Annotated in this window: 19 protein-coding genes and 2 tRNA genes; 3 read left to right on the top strand and 18 right to left on the bottom strand. The window is 55.8% G+C overall.

Going from position 1 to position 18,227, the window contains the following annotated elements:
* Positions 1–84: 84 nt before the first annotated feature.
* From D777_RS10640 to D777_RS10625, 4 genes are all read right to left on the bottom strand, one after another.
* Positions 85–2,580, bottom strand: a complete 2,496-nt coding sequence (locus tag D777_RS10640; RefSeq protein ID WP_036131818.1) for an efflux RND transporter permease subunit — start codon at positions 2,578–2,580, stop codon at positions 85–87.
* 46 nt (positions 2,581–2,626) lie between these two features.
* Positions 2,627–3,847: a methyl-accepting chemotaxis protein gene (locus D777_RS10635; protein ID WP_036131816.1), complete on the bottom strand. Its 1,221-nt coding sequence runs from the start codon at positions 3,845–3,847 to the stop codon at positions 2,627–2,629.
* Between the two features lie 8 nt (positions 3,848–3,855).
* Positions 3,856–4,902, bottom strand: a complete 1,047-nt coding sequence (gene lipA, locus D777_RS10630; RefSeq protein WP_036131814.1) for a lipoyl synthase — start codon at positions 4,900–4,902, stop codon at positions 3,856–3,858.
* Between the two features lie 131 nt (positions 4,903–5,033).
* Positions 5,034–6,311: an O-acetylhomoserine aminocarboxypropyltransferase/cysteine synthase family protein gene (locus D777_RS10625; protein ID WP_036131813.1), complete on the bottom strand. Its 1,278-nt coding sequence runs from the start codon at positions 6,309–6,311 to the stop codon at positions 5,034–5,036.
* A 152-nt stretch (positions 6,312–6,463) separates the two neighbouring features.
* On the opposite strand from D777_RS10625, the gene D777_RS10620 reads away from it, so the two are divergent.
* Complete coding sequence (locus D777_RS10620; RefSeq protein WP_036131811.1) at positions 6,464–6,895, top strand: hypothetical protein; 432 nt, start codon at positions 6,464–6,466, stop codon at positions 6,893–6,895.
* Positions 6,896–6,942: 47 nt separating this feature from the next.
* Here D777_RS10620 and D777_RS10615 read toward each other — a convergent pair whose 3' ends face one another.
* The 3 genes from D777_RS10615 to D777_RS10610 form a co-directional block, all read right to left on the bottom strand.
* On the bottom strand, positions 6,943–8,157 hold the full coding sequence (locus tag D777_RS10615; protein ID WP_036131809.1) for a serine hydrolase domain-containing protein: 1,215 nt from the start codon (positions 8,155–8,157) through the stop codon (positions 6,943–6,945).
* 66 nt (positions 8,158–8,223) lie between these two features.
* The gene (locus D777_RS18010; RefSeq protein WP_160171437.1) at positions 8,224–8,391 is read right to left on the bottom strand and encodes a hypothetical protein; all 168 of its coding nucleotides are present in this window, start codon (positions 8,389–8,391) and stop codon (positions 8,224–8,226) included.
* Between the two features lie 99 nt (positions 8,392–8,490).
* A complete protein-coding gene (locus tag D777_RS10610) occupies positions 8,491–8,679 on the bottom strand; it encodes a hypothetical protein (RefSeq protein WP_051669065.1) in 189 nt (62 codons plus the stop codon).
* Positions 8,680–9,036: 357 nt separating this feature from the next.
* Between D777_RS10610 and D777_RS10605 the strand changes: the two genes are divergently transcribed.
* Positions 9,037–9,648 (top strand): type 2 periplasmic-binding domain-containing protein, encoded by a 612-nt coding sequence (locus tag D777_RS10605; protein ID WP_051669064.1) that lies wholly within the window; start codon positions 9,037–9,039, stop codon positions 9,646–9,648.
* Positions 9,649–9,720: 72 nt separating this feature from the next.
* Here the strand turns inward: D777_RS10605 and D777_RS10600 are convergent.
* Positions 9,721–9,797 (bottom strand) — tRNA-Met (locus D777_RS10600).
* Between the two features lie 161 nt (positions 9,798–9,958).
* On the opposite strand from D777_RS10600, the gene D777_RS17670 reads away from it, so the two are divergent.
* On the top strand, positions 9,959–11,536 hold the full coding sequence (locus tag D777_RS17670; RefSeq protein WP_051669063.1) for a metallophosphoesterase family protein: 1,578 nt from the start codon (positions 9,959–9,961) through the stop codon (positions 11,534–11,536).
* Between the two features lie 48 nt (positions 11,537–11,584).
* Here the strand turns inward: D777_RS17670 and D777_RS10590 are convergent, their stop codons facing one another.
* The 10 genes from D777_RS10590 to D777_RS10545 form a co-directional block, all read right to left on the bottom strand.
* Entirely contained in the window at positions 11,585–11,992 is a 408-nt protein-coding gene (locus D777_RS10590; RefSeq protein WP_036131807.1) for a hypothetical protein, read from the bottom strand.
* Between the two features lie 33 nt (positions 11,993–12,025).
* Positions 12,026–12,415: a roadblock/LC7 domain-containing protein gene (locus D777_RS10585; protein WP_051669062.1), complete on the bottom strand. Its 390-nt coding sequence runs from the start codon at positions 12,413–12,415 to the stop codon at positions 12,026–12,028.
* 15 nt (positions 12,416–12,430) lie between these two features.
* Positions 12,431–12,961 (bottom strand): GTP-binding protein, encoded by a 531-nt coding sequence (locus D777_RS10580; RefSeq protein ID WP_036131805.1) that lies wholly within the window; start codon positions 12,959–12,961, stop codon positions 12,431–12,433.
* 10 nt (positions 12,962–12,971) lie between these two features.
* Positions 12,972–13,913 carry a hypothetical protein gene (locus D777_RS10575; protein ID WP_036131803.1) on the bottom strand — a complete coding sequence of 314 codons (942 nt, stop codon included), beginning with the start codon at positions 13,911–13,913 and terminating at the stop codon, positions 12,972–12,974.
* Positions 13,914–13,986: 73 nt separating this feature from the next.
* Complete coding sequence (locus tag D777_RS10570) at positions 13,987–14,346, bottom strand: hypothetical protein (protein WP_036131801.1); 360 nt, start codon at positions 14,344–14,346, stop codon at positions 13,987–13,989.
* A 197-nt stretch (positions 14,347–14,543) separates the two neighbouring features.
* Entirely contained in the window at positions 14,544–15,635 is a 1,092-nt protein-coding gene (ychF, locus tag D777_RS10565; protein WP_036131800.1) for a redox-regulated ATPase YchF, read from the bottom strand.
* An 83-nt stretch (positions 15,636–15,718) separates the two neighbouring features.
* Positions 15,719–16,309 carry an aminoacyl-tRNA hydrolase gene (gene pth / locus D777_RS10560; RefSeq protein WP_036131798.1) on the bottom strand — a complete coding sequence of 197 codons (591 nt, stop codon included), beginning with the start codon at positions 16,307–16,309 and terminating at the stop codon, positions 15,719–15,721.
* Between the two features lie 21 nt (positions 16,310–16,330).
* Positions 16,331–16,969 (bottom strand): 50S ribosomal protein L25/general stress protein Ctc, encoded by a 639-nt coding sequence (locus D777_RS10555; protein WP_036131797.1) that lies wholly within the window; start codon positions 16,967–16,969, stop codon positions 16,331–16,333.
* A gap of 166 nt (positions 16,970–17,135) precedes the next feature.
* Positions 17,136–18,086 carry a ribose-phosphate pyrophosphokinase gene (locus D777_RS10550; RefSeq protein WP_036132037.1) on the bottom strand — a complete coding sequence of 317 codons (951 nt, stop codon included), beginning with the start codon at positions 18,084–18,086 and terminating at the stop codon, positions 17,136–17,138.
* A 52-nt stretch (positions 18,087–18,138) separates the two neighbouring features.
* A tRNA-Gln gene (locus tag D777_RS10545) sits at positions 18,139–18,213 on the bottom strand.
* Positions 18,214–18,227 lie beyond the last annotated feature (14 nt).

Here is an 18,227-nt window from a genome sequence, read left to right as displayed (position 1 = left end):
GGCCGGAAACAAGCGCACATGGACGTGCTCGTAGCGGTTTTTGGGCATTAACCACACCATTACTCAAACCCCTAAACTCTCAGGCTAGGAGCCCAGTCCAGGCCCAAACGGCCTCACCAGAACAATCAGTCTGGGCAGCAGCGTTAGCGCTCCAACCAGAGCCATGAACATGGCAAACCCGGTAAACAGCCCGAAGTAGATGGTGGGTATGAAGTTGGACAGCACCAGAATTGAGAACCCGGAGATGATCGTCAGAGAGGTGTAGAACATCGCCTGCCCGATGCTGCGGTGGCAGCGGTGCATGGTCGCCAGGTAGTCGCTGTCCTTGCTGAATTCAACCTTGAAACGGTGGATGTAGTGGATGGTGTCGTCCACAGCGATGCCTACGGTGATCGCCGCCACGGTAATGGTCATCATATCCAGCGGGATGCCCAGCCAGCCCATCAGGCCGAGCACAGAGCCAGCAGCCAGCAGGTTCGGTGCCATGCCGACCAACGCCAGTTTCAAAGACCGGAACAGCAGCAGGAACATGGCCATGATCGCCAGGAAGACCACGCCTATGGTCTTGATCTGGGAATCGAACAGGCTTTGCAGCATGTTGTTGTACATGACGGTCATGCCGGCAAACAATACCTGATCCTCCTTGTACCCCAGCTCGTTTGTCAGGTGCTGATGGATGCGGTCTAGCAGGGCCTGACGGCGCAGTTCCGGCATGGTTTCCAGAATCCGGATAGTGAAGCGGGCCTGATCGTGCTCCTCGGAGATGTAAGGCGTCAGCAGGATATCCTGAAGATCGTCCGGCACTGCGGCGGGTACGAAGGCCAATTCCAGGGCGTCGAGCGGTTCGCCCCGATTGATCTTGGCGAGGATGTCCAGTGTGGTATTGATGGAGAGCACTTTGCCGGTTTCCGGCAGGCTGTCCAGATACCGATGTACGTCCTCCAGCTTGCTCATTTTCTGGTAGGTGTACCAGGTGTCCCGATATTCCTCGTCGTCTCCACAGTCTTCGACGAATGGGTCACAACTGCTGGCAAAGGGATCGTCGCTGGCGCCGGCTCCTTCGGGTGGTTTGTCGTCAGTGATTACAACATCGAGAGGCGTTGTGCCGCCGAGTCGATCATCAATGGTGATCATGCCCTGGTGAATTTCAGTGCTGGACTTGAAGTAGTCTATGAAGCTGTTTTCCACGGTCAGTTTGTGGATACCCACAGCGCACAGAATGGCGAGTATGGCAGACCCGGTCAGCACGGTGGTGCCGTGGCGCTCGGTAAAGCGGGCGAATGCGTCGGTGAAGGGGATCCTATCTGACGCTACCCGCCGGTCCAGCGGGGGTGGCAGCAGCGCCAGCAGGGCGGGAAAAATCACGAAGGTGATCAGGAAAGCCACGGTCAGCCCCAGAGTCATCATCCAGCCAAAATCAATGACCGGACGAATGCCGCTGAAGGTCAGGGAACCAAAGGCAACGATGGTGGTGATGGCCATGTAGAAACAGGGTTTGATCATCGCCATAACGGTCTGGCGAAGTATTGTGCGCGGCTTTGCTTTCGGCTCATCGTGCTGGAATTCCCGGTAGCGGACGATCAGGTGAATCGTCAGCGACAACGTCATGATCAGTAGTAATGAGATGAAGTTGGAAGAGATAACCGTGACTGGCCATTTCGCCCATCCAAGCATGCCGATCATCAGCCAGACGGTAAAGCCACAGCACAATAACGGAACCAGTACCCAGCGCCATTGCCGGAAAATAACCGCCAGGGTCAGCAGCAGAAACGCCAACACCCCAACGCCGAACGTGGACAGATCGTTTTCGATGAAGCGGATCATGTCCGCCACGATCATCGGTACGCCACCGAGGTGAATCTCTGCGCTATCCCGGTATTGTTCAAGGATGTTCCGTACCTCCCGGATGGTGGCATCCCGCTCTTCTCCCAGGGTGGCGGTGTAGTTGATAAACGCTTCTTTTACGCGTTCAAGTTCCGCTAGTTCAGACGCTGTTGCCGTGCCGGCGTTTGCTTTTTCCCGCAGAGCATCCCGCTCGCGGAGTAGTTCGAAGTATCGATTCGGTGTGGGCAGGTTCACCTGAATGGCGGTGGTTCTTGCGTCTTCGCTGATCAGCAGGTTGGGGTAGAGCGGGTTGTCCAGAAGAGCTTTCCGGGCGGTTTCTGGCGAGACATCGTCTCCGTCCAGCGTCTTGATCTCGCTATCGACCGTGTCGAGGCTAAGGTCGGGGCTGTGGAGCAACGGGACATTGAGAATGCTGTTGGTGGATCCCACCGCGTCCACGCTCTGGAGTTCGTCTCGGAGGCTTCTGAGCCTTTCAAGGCCGGCATCGGAAAACAGTTCGTTGTTCGGCGTGTAGGTCACCACCAGGAAATCGTCCGACGTGGTGAAGCGGCGGTTAACCTCTCGATACTGTTCGAGGGAGCGATCATTCTCCAGAACCAGTGATTCGGCCGATGCGTCGAGCCGGAACTGTCCGAACTTGGCGGCAGACAGGCCCAGTAACAACCCGAAGACAGCCAGCACAAGGACGGGATGAGGAAAAATCAGGCGATCGTAGAGGGCACCGAGGCGGTTCATGACATCATAACTCTGCTGAAAACGAGAGCAGAGTGTGCCACAAACCTCAGTCGACTGTGACCTTTGAGGAGGCTTCTTCCAGGGAATCGATCAGGCGTTTCAGGCGCTGGCTCATGTCGGCGCTCTCCGCCAACTGTTTCACCATGCTCTCGGTGGTTTCGCGAATGCCCTGAACGTTGGCCAGCACATCGTCGGTACCGGCGGTCTGTTCCGCAGACACGTTGGCGATTTCCTGGTTGGTCTGGTCAATACGGCTGACCACTTCGTTGATTGCCTCAAGCGCCCGACGTCCCTCCTCGGACTCGTCGACGCAGCGGGAGGCATCCTCGGAGCTGCCGGTCATCTGTTGCACGGCGGTGTCCATCGCACTCAGTAAGCGGTCTATGGTGGACTGGATCTGATCGGTGGAATCCTGCACGCGCTGCGCCAGCTTGCGGACTTCGTCAGCCACCACGGCAAAGCCGCGGCCCTGTTCCCCGGCCCGGGCAGCTTCGATGGCGGCATTCAGCGCCAGCAGGTTGGTCTGCTCGGCGATGCCTTTGATTTCCGCCACGGCCTGGCTGATGGCGTGACTGTTCTCTGCCAGTGCCTCAACGCTGTTGGCCGAACCTTGAATGACATCGGCCAGCTGGCGGATACTGTCTGCGCTACGCGCCACTCGCTCGCTGCCATCTACCGCGGCATCTCGGGCCTCGTGGGACAGGGTCTTGGCGATGCCTGCCTGTTCGGCAATGCCGGTGAAGCTCTGCAACATGGTTTCGATCACCTGGGCCGAGCCGTCGGCGCCTGCCTGCTGGCGGCCCAGGTCATCACGGCGGGCTTCGGCGGCTTCCGTCAGTTCCCGTACTTCATCGTGAAGATGTTCAATGGCCACCTTCATGCTTTTGACCACGTTGACGGTGCGGTCCTGCATGGCATTGAAGGCGCTGGCCATCTCGCCGATCTCGTCCCTGGAATCCACTTCAGCGCGTTGGCTCAGGTTTCCGGACGACTGAACCGCTACCATGGTGTTCTTGAGGCGGTTAACGTGGCGTTCGATAAACGAAATCAGTAGCTGGGAGCCAGCCATTTCCAGGATCATCAGGATGGCAACGGTGAGGGCAAAGCCCGGGGCGGTTTCCGAAAACACCACCTGGAAGGGCTGGTCTGTCTGGCTGGCGATGACATCCATGGCATAAAGCACCAGCAGGCAGAGCACTGCGAACACGACGACATTCAGCAACCAGAATTTGTACTTCAGTCGGGCATTCAGCAGCAGGGTAAGCATAGGCAATCTCAGTCGATGGCTTTTACCGGGATCTGCATGGCGTTGGAGGTTTCCGGTACCTCCGGTACGGCCAGTCCCAGATTGTTTTTATCAAAGACCTTGTCGGCTCGATAGCTGGAACGAACCATGGGGCCGGAAGGGACTTCCATAAAGCCTTTATCCAGTCCGATATCGCGAAAACGGTTGAACTCTTCCGGTGTAACGTAACGCTCCACCGGGAGGTGATTCGGAGTCGGGCGGAGGTATTGGCCGAGGGTCAGTATGTCCACGCCAATAGCACGCAGATCGTCCATGGTTTGCAGGATTTCCTCCTCGGTTTCGCCCAGCCCCAGCATCAAGCTGGTTTTGGTGAGAACGCCTGGATTGTGCTTCTTGGCGTGTTCCAGAACGCTGAGGGTTTTCTGGTAGCCGGCCCTTGGATCGCGAACCCGGCTGGTCAGGCGCTCAACAGTCTCAACGTTCTGGGCAAAAACGTCGAGACCGGAATCGACGACCTTTTCAACATCGCTCATGACGGCATCAAAGTCGGGCGTCAGGGCTTCCACGGCAACTTCCGGTGTACGCTGCTTAATCGCCGATACACATGCGGCGTAATGAGCGGCGCCGCCGTCTTCCAAATCATCCCGGTCGACAGAGGTCAGAACGATGTAGCGAAGACCCATTAATTCCACGGATTTGGCGGTATTTTCCGGTTCGTCTTTATCCAGCCAGCCTTTCGGGTTACCGGTATCCACGGCGCAGAACTTGCAGGCCCGGGTGCATACTGAACCCATCACCATGATGGTGGCGGTGCCGTTGGTCCAGCACTCGCCGATGTTCGGGCAATGGGACTCCTGGCAGACCGTGCTCAGTTTGTGCTCGGTCACGTTGCGGCGTACCGCATCATAGCGTTCCCCACCGGGCATTCTCGCCCTCAGCCACTTGGGCTTGCGCTCAACAGGTTTGACCTCGTCGCCGTTGGAGGAGCGTTTGACGCCGTCCTTGATGGCGGAGAATCCGTGCTCGTTGCGGAATTTGGTGCCACTGGTGATGCGGGGCTTTGCGCTTTCGCTCATTGACCGGAAACTCTCATATGAAAGGTATGAAGAACCTTAAAGGTTAATCTGCAGGGCGCACAGTTACAAGGCAGGTAAGGGCAATCACGGGGGTGCCGGGCACGACATTGGTCGTACCCGGTTGATGGGCATCAAGCCTGGGACTTTTCCAGGGCCTGGGTGATGTCCGCGATGATGTCTTCGGCATTCTCAATGCCGATCGACAGGCGAACCAGGTCTTCGCTGACGCCTGCACTTTTGAGCTCATCGGGATTGAGCTGGCGGTGGGTTGTGGTGGCGGGGTGGCAGGCCAGGGATTTGGCGTCGCCGATGTTCACCAGGCGCAGGATCAGGTCCAGCGCGTCAATGAATTTAGCGCCCGCTTCGCGTCCGCCCTTGATGCCGAAACTCAGGATGCCCGAGGCCTTACCGCCGCAGATCTTGTCACAGGTGGCCTTGTAGGGGCTGTTACTCAGGGCGGCATAGTTGACCCATTCGACAGCAGGGTGATCCTGCAGGAACTGGGCAACCTTTTCCGCGTTTTCGCAATGGCGTTCCATACGCAGGGCCAGGGTTTCCATGCCCTGCATGATCAGGAATGAGTTGAATGGCGACAATGCTGCGCCGGTATTACGGAGCGGAACCACACGGCAGCGGCCGATAAACGCCGCAGCGCCCAGAGCTTCGGTGTAAACCACGCCGTGGTAGGAAGGATCCGGCTCGTTCATCATCGGGAACTTGTCAGCACTGGCCTTCCAGTCGAACTTGCCGGAGTCCACGACAATGCCGGCCACCGTTGTCCCATGACCACCGATATACTTGGTCAGTGAATGAATCACGATGTCGGCGCCATGCTCAAACGGACGGCACAGGAACGGCGTGGCAACGGTGTTGTCGACGATCAGGGGAATGCCGTGCTTGTGGGCAATATCTGCCCAGCGCTGAATATCGACCACATTACCCGCCGGGTTACCGATGGATTCGCAGAACAGGGCGCGGGTCTGGTCGTCGATGGCCTTTTCGACGGCGTCGAAATCATCGTGGGGAACCATGCGGCACTCGATGCCCTGATTGGGCAGCGAGTGAGCAAACAGGTTGTAGGTGCCGCCGTAGAGCTGGCTGGTGCTGACGATGTTGTTGCCAACCCGGCAAATGGTTTGCAGGGCATAGGTGATGGCCGCCATGCCGGATGCCACTGCCAGGGCGCCCACGCCTCCCTCCAGGGCTGTCATCCGCTCTTCCAGAACTCCGTTGGTGGGGTTCATGATGCGGGTGTAGATGTTGCCCTGCACCTTGAGGTCAAACAGGTCGGCACCATGCTGGGTGTCGTCAAAGGTGTAAGACGTGGTCTGGTAGATCGGGGTTGTCGCCGCCTTGGTAGTTGGGTCGCTTTTGTACCCGGCGTGAAGCGCGAGAGTTTCCGGTTTCATCGCTACGTTCCTTGCTGTTGGATTATTCGTTGTTGGTTCCGGAGAACGAGTATGCCACATCAGATGGAACCGGAGCACAGCCAGACGCGTCCTAGAGTCACACGATGTGTGTAACAGATACAAAAACTGATTATCGAAACAAGGAAAAGGTAATGAGACTCACCCTGATTCGCTCAACGGTCATCGCATCCAGCATTCTTCTGGCCGGCAGCCTGGTGTCTGCACCAGTTTTGGCCAAACAGGACAAGGCTGAAAAAGGCCGTCAGCAAGCTGAAGATATGGTTGAACACGGTAAGTCGAAAGCCGCTGAAGCCAAAGGAAAAGGACGGGAAGAGGCCGAGCAGATGCGAGAGCGCTCCGAGGAGGAGTCCGAGCGCGCCAGGGAAAAAATGAAGGAAGAGCGTGAGCGAGCTGACGAAGCCCGTGAGCGTGGCGAAGAAGAGATGGAGCGCGCTGGTGGCATGAATGAGGGGGGCAACCGGGATAACGAGAACCGCAAAGCGGATCCCGCCTCCAAGGGCAGTGAGCAAGGTCAGGCCCAGAAAAAGGCAAACGCCAAAGCCTGGTGGAACTTCTGGGATTAAGTCCCGGTGTTACCTGAGCATTTTGAGGCCCGCAGCAGCGGGCTTTTTCATGTCAGGGCTCCGTTGACGATCGCGCGGAGTTCCTGGCGAATCGGGTAGGACGATGATGGAATAAGCTGGGTCATGAAAATGGCAACCAGTTCTTCTTCTGGATCAATAAAGAAGTTGGTGCTTGCGAGACCGCCCCAGCCATACTCACCCACCGATCCGTTGCTGTGGGATTTCGCCACGTCGGTTTTGACGGAGAAACCGAGGCCAAAACCACTGCCCTCATAGGGTGTTTCACTGAAAGAACCGATGGACAGGGCGGGAAGATCCTTCCCTCCGGGCAGGTGATTGAGGCGCATGAACTCGAGGGTTTTGCGGCCAATAATGCGATTGCCCTGATACTCTCCGCCCTGGCAGAGCGCCTGCGCAAAACGGAAGTAGTCATCAATGGTCGAGACCAGGCCGCCTCCACCGGAGAGAAACTTCTGAGTTTTCAGGTAGCGGGAGCGCTGGGGGTCATCCTGGAGCTTCATGGTGTCGCCCGGTTGGTAAAGATAGCAGGCCGCAAACCGGTCGAGCTGATCGGGGCGGACCTGGAAGCCGGTATCCGTCATGCCGAGAGGTTCGAAAATGTGCTCTCGGAAATAATCATCCAGGGACTGGCCTGATAGCAGTTGAACCAGGTAGCCGAGTACATCTGTTGAGACCGAATAATTCCAGGCGGTGCCGGGGGAGAATTCCAGCGGCAATTCAGCCAGCTTTTCTATCAGCCGATCCAGTGTCAGGATGGAGCTACCGTCGAGTTTCAGCTGGCGGTAGGCAGCATCCACGTTTGTTCGCTCCATAAACCCGTAGGTCAGGCCCGACATATGAGTCATCAGATCCCGAATGGTCATGGCGCTGGCTGCAGGCTCGGTCTCGAACTCCGGGTAGGTACCGCCTTTATAGACACTCAGGTTGCGCCAAGAAGGAATGTACTTATGAACAGGATCGTCGAGAAGAAAGCGACCCTGCTCGTAGAGCTGCATCATCGCAATGGAGGTGATCGGCTTTGTCATCGAGTATATGCGGAACAGGGTATCCCTTTGCGTTGGCTTGTCCCTTTCAATATCCATCTTGCCCTGGGCATTTACCCAGGCCACTTGGCCTCTGCGAGCAACGAGGGTCACGGCGCCGGGTAGTTTGCCGGGGGTGATGTAGTTTTTCTCAATATGCTGCGCAAACCGCTCCAGGCGCTCGATGCACAGGCCGGCTACAACTTCGCTTTCTGACATGGCTGGGACTCCTGTTGGTTCAGTCGCGAGCTTATGACATTCCGCGATCCGATAGAAGTCGGTGCTTTAGCTGGATTTTCTGGCATTGGAGCGGACGGGCAGGCAAACCAGTGCATAGGCTGCCAGTGTCGAAACGCTCAGGAAGGCAATCTGGGGGATTGAATTGGAAATGACCAGAATGCCTGGCAGGGTAATCAGGCCTGCTGCGCCAAGCTCCAGTAATCGGTTTCTCATCTGGTGTCCGTTGAACGCTGGTGTAAAAGAAGCGGCATTCTAGCGGCACCGTGTGAACAGTAAATCCCTACTTTAGACTGAGCCGGCCGGTGGCCGTAGTCAGCTTTGGCGCCGATGCTTTCTGTTCTTGAAGTAGTCGCTGATGGATGGGTAGAAAAAAACCACCAGACACGACCAGAACATAAGCACCGAAAGCAGTGCGGCTTTCAGGCTGGCACCGGAAAAGACCAGTGCGACAGGCACGATAAGGACAGCCAGAAAAATTGAAAACGCGTGACGGGGATTCATTGTGCGATACAACCTGAATACGCAGCCAATGGACAGATTTCAATCATAGCGAATCGTCCGGCTTGTAACTGTCAAAGGTTGTGTAATTTGATGGTTATCTTGTAGTTCCTGTTACGTTTGATGTCCCTGATTCTGAAAGTTATCAAGTAATATTTTCTGGTTACTACCGGGAAACCGCAGTCTGAGCTACGCTTTTACTGAGCGGGACTTGTGAGCCCCTAACCTTCGCCATTACCTTCAAACTTTTGAACCCGAATGATATCTACTGCGTTGCGCGTCGCCGTCGTCATTCTCTCATTTGTCATGTCCTCGGGGACCCAGGCAGGCGCAGAGTTGCGCGTGGGAGTAGGCTTGGGAATGGAAGAGGTTGTAGGAACGTCCAAAGGTCAGATTTCGGGCATATTGGCACCGATTTACCGTTGTGTCTTTGATAAAGCAAATGTCGATGCCCGGTTTGTGTCGGTGCCTGTTAAGCGGGGCCTGCAGTACCTTCGCTCGGATCAGATCTCAGTGCTATTGCCCCTTGCCAGGAATGCCAAACGTGATGGCATGGCAACGTTCGCTGGAACGCTGTTCGAAGCGGAGTATGTGTTTGTTTCGTACAAGCCCCTGCTGGCAGTGGAAGGCACGCCGGGCCTGCGGTACGCGATTCCCAGAAGTTTCATCGGGCGCCAGTTCATCCCGGATGAAAGTGCGAACATTCAGGAAGTCACCGAGTGGCAGCAGTTGGTGGCGTTGCTTGCCCATGGCCGGGTGGACGTTGCCATTATACCTGAGCCAATGGTTGAGCCTCTGTTTGGCGCACAGGCTGAACAAATCTACAGTCGGACTGCAGGACGCCTGCCGGTGTCGATGTATCTCTCGGATGCTACTGAGCAGAGCGGACTTGCGGAGCGCATACGGAGGTCTGTAGAGCTTTGCCGTGTGGATGGCCCGATACAGCGCGGTCGGCTTACAGATGGCGGATGAAGCCAAAGTGGTACATTGAGGTTGTCAACCAACAAAAAAGGGTTACAGCGTGAACTGTAACCCTTTGAAATCTGGTAGCAAGGGGCGGAGTCGAACCGCCGACCCCAGCATTATGAGTGCTGTGCTCTAACCAACTGAGCTACCTTGCCATGGCTTCATCAATGGAAGCGGCGCGTATGATATGTTTGGGGTGCTATGGTGTCAAGAGGATCCGCTCGTTTTCCTTGGATTATTTGCGTGCGATGGCCCTGGCATTGTGAAAAGGCCAACAAAACAAAAGGGTGCAGTATTTTGGTGGTAGCTCCTTTCTATGTTTGAAAACCTCAGAACCGCTGACATTGAATTGGTGCCCCCTGCGTTTGCGCAAGCGCCCTCAGCCGCGCGTATACGAGAGATCATTCTCTCGGGCTTCAAAGCGCTGGAGCACGGCAAGCGATTCACCGGGAAGCCTGGCACCCTGATCTTTGAGGCGGATGGAGAGATCGTCAAGATTCACGCGGCGGTCGAGATGGCAGAGATTCAGGCCCGACAACGTGCGGAATTCAATGCCAGGCATGAGAGCGAGCTCGGGATCTATCATCCCTCCAAGGCGTGGTTTGTTGTAAAGACTGGTAACCGTTGTTGGATGGGCAATGTCATGCAGGTACTCCAGCCCCTGCACATGCTCATGGTCCCCTCCGAGCTCGCCAGAGCTCTGGACCTCCTGGATCAGTATTTCTCCATCTATATCGGTTTCATGAAGAATCAGGAGAGGGTGCTTGATCCCGGGCTATCAAACTTCGCGGTGGATGAGGAAGGGCGTGTCTTTTACCTGGATGACGATATCTATGGCTGGGATGGCTTTTCCAGCCTTACCCAAACGATCGGTGTGTGGTTCCGACAACTGACGGATTTTCCAGAAGAGTTTTTTGGCTCCCTCGGCACCATAGTCGGGAAGTGGCTCTCTGTTTACTACCCGGACTCGGAGTGGGCCGACATCGTATCGGAACAGGTTCGAGGTGTCTTCGTCGCCAATGCTGATCAGTCTTTGAGGCAGGAAAGATTTCTCCGCGCACTGGCTGATGTTAAATACGGAAAACAGGCAGCCGAAGACGCCCCTCCCGCCCTTTATGCTGTTCCCCAGGATGCGCAGCAGTACATCTCTGCAGGTCAGGGTAAGGTGGCTATTCTGGCAGACATTCACTCCAATCTCCCTGCGCTGGAGTGTGCTCTGGCCGAACTGGACCGGCGAGCGATTTCAAGAGTACTGATACTGGGTGATCTGGTGGGTTATGGGCCTCATCCTTCGGCGTGCATCGAGCTCCTGAGATCGCGGGATTTTGCCATTATCAGGGGCAACCATGACCACGCAGCTGCCGTTGGAAAAGCCGCTGGCGGATTCTCGGCCGGGGCAAGGTGGGTTATAGACTGGACTGTACAACGCCTGAGCAAGGCCGAACGTCAGTGGTTGGGCAGTTTGCCGCTGTATCTGGACGGTGACGGTTGGCTGGCGGTGCATGGAGCCCCTCAGGATAGAACATTCATGAATGGCTATGTCTATCGGATGACCTATGAGGATAACCTTCAGAACTTAAAGGACCGAGATATCCAGTATTGCTTCCATGGACATACCCATGTGGCAGGGGTCTATTACGATAAAGGCAAGTTGAACGGCCACTCGGTGGCGGATCACTTTGCGCTGGAGAATGTGGATCGAAGCCTGATCTGTCCAGGGTCGATCGGTCAGCCCCGGGGGGGGAAGGTTGGTCTTGAGTTTGCTGTTCTGGATACTGGATCGTTTGAAATCGATTTTCTTAACCTCGATTATGATCCTTCGTCAGTGATCGAGGAGATGAACCGGGAGGGGTTTCCAGGGCAGTTAAGTAGCCGATTGTTGATTGGAAAATAGGAACACCGGGCCAGGCTTTGCCTAAACCCGGAGACCGCGTGTGTCAGCTCAGGGGCAGAGTGGGGCTACCTTCGGCAGTGCACTGCGCAGAGCGGCCCATCCCATACCGAGGTTAGCCTTGCGGCCGGTAATCAGCACCATCAGGGAGTTGGGTTTGCCGGGCACGATCGACATGAAATGATAGGTTTTTTCAGTGCTCATCTGTACTTCCTGAACCAGACGATTGACCTCGGTACCGCGCTGCGAGGCAATCAGATTCTCGACCGTACTTACCGTTTTACCTCGGAACATATCCACGGCAGCTGCAGCGACCGCATCCAGGTAGCTCTGGGTAAAGTAGGGCACGTTATGGGCGACGGAAAGCAGTAGCCCGGACTCGAGATCAACAACTGCGGCACCAAGAGCATCGCCGACCTCACTCACCATGTTTTCACAGATTTCGTTCAGAGTTGCCATGTTTCTCGTTCTCTCTCGTTGAGTCGTTTTTATTTAACGTAAGTGCGCAGCCAGCTTTTCCGCTGCATTTCTACTGACGCTGTGTAACATGCCCAAGTTGGCGTTGGTTGTTGCGATGACGCTCAGAATGAGCTTGTCCTTGATCTTCAGCGTCAGAATGTAACCGTCGCTGTTCTCGACGATGACATACCGGCATCGCTGTTGTTGTGCCTCAACAGCAATGGTTTCTCCCAGCGCCAGGATGGAACTCATCATGGCGGACAGTTTGGAAGCGGGCATTTCCTTGAGGAAATGTTTGGAGACGTCATGCCCATCAACGGTGGAAATCAGGATTCCGTAGATGGCATCGCTGGTATCCAGCATCTGTTGGAACATGTCCTGGCAAAATGCTTCGCTTCGTTCTGAAAACTTGTATTGGCTCATGGTGTTGAATCTTTCCTATCGGGAAAACTCAAGTGTGGAAACAAGTGCATTGATCAGCAGGGCGACATCCTCCCGTTCGCGAATATCCACGTCGAGGATGGGGAAAACGCGGTCATTTGATTCGAGGCACTCATAGAACTCGGTTAACTCCGGTGCATCTGGTTCGGAGGTTCTTGTGATTCCGACCACGACGCCCGTCCTTTCGATGAAGTCTGAAAAATTCTCCAAGTACATTTTCAAATCGTCGATGGGATCCGGGCGGCTGCAGTCGACAAGAATGATCAAGCCCAGTCCACCCTCTACAAGAATCTTCCACATGAATTCAAAACGGCGCTGCCCGGGCGTTCCGTAGAGGAATACCTTTTCTCCGCTCTCCAGGGTGATCTCGCCGAAGTCCATGGCAACTGTTGTCTCATCCTTGACGGATGAAAGGTCGTCCGTTGTGCGGGTATCCGTCCTCACGGGCGGGGTTTCGCTTATGGCTTCGATCGCTGTGGTCTTGCCGGCGCCCGGTGGCCCGGTGATGATCAGTTTGATTTCAGGCACGGATAAAACCTCATCTCGGTTTCCTGGTCAGGCGGTTTCGAATCATGTCAAAAAGCCCTTTGGACGGAGGTTCTGGGCGGTTTGGAGTGTCGTCCTCTGTGTCGGTGCTGACCGCGCGAATGGAGATCGCCTTGGCGAGATAGGCTCCGTTGATAAACCTTATGATGTCGCTATCCGGAATGCCGGACTTGGCCACCACTTCGTCAATGGTTGCGCCAGACTTTCTGCTCAGTATGGCGCTGAGTGTCATCGCCTGGGGCTCAAGCTTTGCAAGATCTGCTGGCGGCCAATGATGGAGTTTGAAGCGGCTGCCGGCGTGAAGATTTCCAATCAGTTCGCCACCGGACAGTTTCATCCCCACCAACCACTGGAGTGACGGCATCGGTTGCCAATCATCCTCGTGGCCCTGAGGCTCTTCCGGGGCAAGGGTTGTGATGGCTTTTTCTGGCGATACGAGAAGTTCTGCCAGGGAAAGTGAGCCTCGGATTGAGTAACGGCAAGAGGAAAGGTCGATTACGCAGCTTGAGTCTCTTGAGGAAACCCTGAGTAAGGTTGCTTTACCGGCGCTGATAAGATCGAGGATGCCGGCGGTATCGCCGGCTGTGTTGCCAGTATTGTTTGTGTAGGGTATTTCACCCCGGGTCAGACGTGACTCGACGGAATTAAATACGGAAATCAGGTTGGCGGCGCGCAGCGGCTTCTGGATTCGCAGACGCGACGTGTCGGAGGTGTTGCTGTTGGAGTACTCAATCGCAACGCCATTACGGGCTTCGATCTCGTCAATGACGTTGCGGGGGTCGGAGAGGTTGTCGGTGTCGACGATGACAACATCGCTCTCGCCTTCCTCTGAGTAGGTCCAGTCATCGCTGGTCCTGGAGATCATAAGATCGACCAGTGACCGGAGCACCAGTTGATCTTTATCGGTCAGTCCTTTGCAGGAGAGAGTCTTCAAGATCCGCCTCCTTGATGAAGACGCCCAGTGGGCCGTTCCTGTCTGGCTTCAGGCACCAGGCGCTTTTCCGGTTTTACAGCGAGGAAAGGTCTAGCGATTTCTCGACGTTCTTTGTGATCATTCTGGCCATGCCGAGATTGCCCTTGGCTTTGTCCAGCACGACATAGAGGAAGATTGCATCGTTGCTGTTCAGGAGGCGTATCAGGTGATATTGGTCATCCAGCGTAATCAGGATGTCTTCAATATTCCCTGAGATACCAAGGGCTGACATGGTCTTGCGCTTGGCGCGAACCACTTCAGTATTGCCTGCAGCAGCGGTATCAAGGTCAAACTTGTCGCCGCCTTCCTTGCCCATCAAAAGGCCGGATTCACTGTCGACCAGGCAGCCACCAACAAAGCCTTCGATCTCTTTCAGTCCTGAAATGTCCGCCATTTATCTCTCCAAATGAGTTTAGGTGCCAGCAAAGAATTTGCTGTCTCTGTGAAAAACATTAGGAGCGAAATTGATCTGCATCAAATAGTGGATCGTAAAGAATTGTTTGTTTTTTTGTACCGTGAGGAATCTGTTGCGCAGGGAAGGGAGGGGATAGGCCTCAACCGAGAGCAGGTTGAGGCCAGTTGCGAGAGGGATTACACGTTGAATCGGAAGTGGATTACGTCGCCGTCCTGAACGATGTAATCTTTGCCCTCCAGGCGCCACTTGCCGGCTTCTTTGGCACCGGCTTCGCCATTGCACGCGACGAAATCGTCGTAGCCGACTACTTCAGCCCGGATGAAACCGCGTTCAAAGTCGGTATGAATCACCCCGGCCGCCTGTGGAGCCGTTGCGCCAATCTTGACGGTCCAGGCGCGGACTTCCTTTACACCAGCGGTAAAGTAGGTCTGAAGTCCCAGTAGCCCGTAACCGGCGCGGATAACGCGGTCGAGGCCGGGCTCTTCCATGCCCATTTCGTCGAGGAACATGGATTTTTCGTCGTCTTCCAGTTCTGAAATCTCGGCTTCAAGCTTGTTGCAGATGGGCACCACAACGGCGTTCTCGGAGGCTGCGATTTCCCGCACGGTATCCAGGTGAGGGTTATTCTCGAAGCCGTCTTCGTTCACATTGGCAATGTACATGGTCGGCTTCACCGTCAACAGGCACAGCTCCCGGATCAGAGTCATCTGATCCTTGTCGAGATCCATGCTCCGTACCGGCTTGCCTTCGTTCAGAACGGGCAGCAGTGTTTCGAACATGGCCAATTGTGCCTTGGCGTCCTTGTCGCCGCTTTTGGCAACACGCTGAACCCGTTTGATCGCTTTTTCGACGGTGTCCAGGTCGGCCAGTGCCAGCTCGGTATTGATCACCTCGATGTCGGAGGCCGGGTTTACCTTGTTGGCAACGTGAATCACGTTGTCATCTTCAAAGCAACGGACGACATGGGCAATGGCGTCGGTCTGACGGATGTTGGCGAGGAACTGGTTGCCCAGGCCTTCACCTTTGGATGCGCCCTCTACCAGGCCGGCGATGTCCACGAATTCCATGGACGTCGGAATGGTGCGTTCCGGTTTTACAATCTCGGCCAGCTTGTTGAGGCGAGGATCCGGCATGGCGACAACGCCTGCATTGGGCTCAATGGTGCAGAACGGAAAGTTCTCGGCACCAATGCCAGACTTGGTAAGCGCGTTGAACAGGGTGGATTTGCCGACGTTGGGAAGGCCGACGATGCCGCAGTTAAATCCCATGGAATGCCTCTGCTGGTACTGAAAATTTGGGCGCGATTATACCGGGGTATCGGGGATGGTGCGAGTAAGGGGTTATGCCCTTCTCAGGCGGTGGGTTTGAAACTGTGCAGGCGGTTCATGGCGGCAGCCAGTTTGCCGTTGGCGGCGTCAGGGAGAACCCGAATCACTTCATCAAACACCGCGTTGAGTTCCTCGGTCTCCTGTTTGCCCAGGCGGCCCAGTACAAATCCGGTGACTTTGCGGCTATCGCCGGGATGGCCGATGCCGAGGCGCAGGCGCTGAAAGGCGTTGGTGCCCAGGTGAGCGATGGTGTCGCGCAGACCGTTGTGGCCGCCATGGCCGCCGCCTTTTTTCAGCTTTGCGGTGCCAGGGGGCAGGTCGAGCTCATCATGAGCCACGAGGATCTGTTCGGGAGAGATCTTGAAGAAGTCCGCGAGCGCCTTGATGGACAGGCCGCTGCGATTCATGAAGGTTGTGGGGTTCAGGAGGTGCAGGTCCAAGCCCTGCCAGTGAATGCGGGCGTACAGCCCATGGTATTTCTTTTCCGGGCGGAGCGTCTGACCCGCTTGGCGGGCCAGAGCTTCGACGAAAAGGGCGCCGGCGTTGTGGCGGGTATTTTCGTAGTCGGAGCCTGGATTGCCCAGCCCGACCACCATAACAATATCCTGTGCCATTCGCCGGTGCTCCCGCAGCGATTATTCCTCGCCGCCTTCCTCTTCTTCGCCTTCCTCGGCATCATCTGCCTTGGCGCCTTTCGGCTTGTGGATCGACAGTACCGGCAGATCGTGGTCTTCGCCCTGCTGCAGAGCAGCAATGCGAACACCTTCAGGCAGTGCGATGTCGCTCAGGTGGATAACCTGATCCATCTCAACGTCAGTCAGGTCGATTTCCAGGAACTCAGGCAGATTCTGCGGACGACATACAACTTCAACTTCCGTCATCTGGTGAGAAACAACGCCACCGTGGGTCTTGACGGCCGGTGCGGTGTCTTCGTTCAGGAAGTGCAGCGGTACGTTAACGTGAATGTCGTGATCCTTGTCGACGCGCTGGAAGTCGGCGTGGCTAAGGATGGGCTTGTACGGGTGACGCTGCAGGTCCTTCAGGATAACGCTCTCTTTCTTGCCAGCGATATCGATGGTCAGGACGTGCGAGAAAAACGCCTCGTTCTCCAGAGCTTTTTTCAGCTCGTTGTGCCAGATGGCGATCGGAGTCGCTTCAGCGTTACCACCGTAGATGATGGCCGGGATTTTCTTCTCTTCGCGACGCAGGCGGCGGCTCGCACCTCTCCCCTGATCGTCACGAGGAAATGCTTCGATTACAAATTCCTGAGACATGGTATTAACCTCAATCTTCATCCGAGAGGCCCGCGACCAGGCTTTGGCTCAGATGATATTTCTGAAAAGCCGGATTTTCCGGCTGACGAAAAGAGTCGGGAGCCTGATGGGGCTCCCGACTCGGTAACTGCCTGTCTTGCCTGAAGTTTAGAGCCGTATTGGCTCCTCAGGCATTCTCGAACATGGCACTGATAGATTCTTCGTTGCTCACGCGACGAATGGACTCGGCCATCAGGCCAGCCATTCCGAGGACGCGGATTCTATCACATTTCTTCACTTTGTCACTCACCGGAATGGTGTCGCAGACAACCAGTTCATCCAGTTCGGACGCATTGATGTTTTCGATCGCCGGGCCCGACAGCACTGGGTGGGTGATGTAGGCGACGACCCGAGCTGCGCCGTGCTCTTTCAGGGCATTTGCAGCTTTGCAGAGTGTGCCGGCCGTATCGATGATGTCATCGACCAGGATGCAGGTTTTGTCTCGAACGTCGCCGATAATATGCATAACCTGTGAGACATTGGCTTTCGGGCGGCGCTTGTCGATGATGGCCAGGTCGGCATCGTCTAGCTTCTTGGCAACGGCGCGGGCGCGAACAACGCCGCCGACATCGGGAGAAACCACGATGAAGTTTTCAAAGCGCTGCTTTTCGATGTCTTCGAGCATGACCGGGGTGGCATAGATGTTGTCCACCGGAATGTCGAAAAAGCCTTGGATCTGGTCCGCGTGCAGGTCTACCGTCAGTACGCGGTCAACGCCGATGCTGGAAATCATGTCAGCAACTACTTTAGCGCTGATGGCTACCCGGGTTGAGCGAACGCGACGATCCTGGCGGGCGTAACCGTAGTAAGGGATTACGGCGGTCACTCGTGTAGCGGAAGCACGGCGAAGTGCATCGGCCATCACGATGAGTTCCATCAGATTGTCGTTGGTGGGGTAGCAGGTGGGCTGAATGATGAAAACATCATGGCCACGAACATTCTCGTTGATCTCGACGGTGGTTTCGCCGTCGCTGAAGCGGCCTACAGTGGCCTGACCCATGGGAATGTGGAGTTTCTGGGCGATAGCTTTGGCAAGGTCAGGGTTGGCATTGCCAGCGAAAATCATCAGTTTGGACACGACGGCATCCTTCTCAATATCGGCGTTTGATTCGGAAGAAGCGGGAGAAAGGTGGCTGGGGTGGCAGGATTCGAACCTGCGCATGACGGGATCAAAACCCGTTGCCTTACCACTTGGCGACACCCCAGTATCGTGCTTTTT

The sequence above is a fragment of the Marinobacter nitratireducens genome, from assembly GCF_000708045.1.
Taxonomy (GTDB): Bacteria; Pseudomonadota; Gammaproteobacteria; order Pseudomonadales; family Oleiphilaceae; genus Marinobacter; species Marinobacter nitratireducens.
The sequence above is the reverse complement of the archived record's forward strand: the minus strand, read 5'-3'. Positions and strand labels throughout refer to the sequence as shown.

Excerpts from the sequence above, each read along its gene's own strand:
- D777_RS10640 (WP_036131818.1), bottom strand. The coding sequence starts at position 2,580 with ATGAACCGCCTCGGTGCCCTCTACGATCGCCTGATTTTTCCTCATCCC.
- D777_RS10635 (WP_036131816.1), bottom strand. The coding sequence starts at position 3,847 with ATGCTTACCCTGCTGCTGAATGCCCGACTGAAGTACAAATTCTGGTTG.
- lipA (WP_036131814.1), bottom strand. The coding sequence starts at position 4,902 with ATGAGCGAAAGCGCAAAGCCCCGCATCACCAGTGGCACCAAATTCCGC.
- D777_RS10625 (WP_036131813.1), bottom strand. The coding sequence starts at position 6,311 with ATGAAACCGGAAACTCTCGCGCTTCACGCCGGGTACAAAAGCGACCCA.
- D777_RS10620 (WP_036131811.1), top strand. The coding sequence starts at position 6,464 with ATGAGACTCACCCTGATTCGCTCAACGGTCATCGCATCCAGCATTCTT.
- D777_RS10615 (WP_036131809.1), bottom strand. The coding sequence starts at position 8,157 with ATGTCAGAAAGCGAAGTTGTAGCCGGCCTGTGCATCGAGCGCCTGGAG.
- D777_RS18010 (WP_160171437.1), bottom strand. The coding sequence starts at position 8,391 with ATGAGAAACCGATTACTGGAGCTTGGCGCAGCAGGCCTGATTACCCTG.
- D777_RS10610 (WP_051669065.1), bottom strand. The coding sequence starts at position 8,679 with ATGAATCCCCGTCACGCGTTTTCAATTTTTCTGGCTGTCCTTATCGTG.
- D777_RS10605 (WP_051669064.1), top strand. The coding sequence starts at position 9,037 with ATGGAAGAGGTTGTAGGAACGTCCAAAGGTCAGATTTCGGGCATATTG.
- D777_RS17670 (WP_051669063.1), top strand. The coding sequence starts at position 9,959 with ATGTTTGAAAACCTCAGAACCGCTGACATTGAATTGGTGCCCCCTGCG.
- D777_RS10590 (WP_036131807.1), bottom strand. The coding sequence starts at position 11,992 with ATGGCAACTCTGAACGAAATCTGTGAAAACATGGTGAGTGAGGTCGGC.
- D777_RS10585 (WP_051669062.1), bottom strand. The coding sequence starts at position 12,415 with ATGAGCCAATACAAGTTTTCAGAACGAAGCGAAGCATTTTGCCAGGAC.
- D777_RS10570 (WP_036131801.1), bottom strand. The coding sequence starts at position 14,346 with ATGGCGGACATTTCAGGACTGAAAGAGATCGAAGGCTTTGTTGGTGGC.
- ychF (WP_036131800.1), bottom strand. The coding sequence starts at position 15,635 with ATGGGATTTAACTGCGGCATCGTCGGCCTTCCCAACGTCGGCAAATCC.
- pth (WP_036131798.1), bottom strand. The coding sequence starts at position 16,309 with ATGGCACAGGATATTGTTATGGTGGTCGGGCTGGGCAATCCAGGCTCC.
- D777_RS10555 (WP_036131797.1), bottom strand. The coding sequence starts at position 16,969 with ATGTCTCAGGAATTTGTAATCGAAGCATTTCCTCGTGACGATCAGGGG.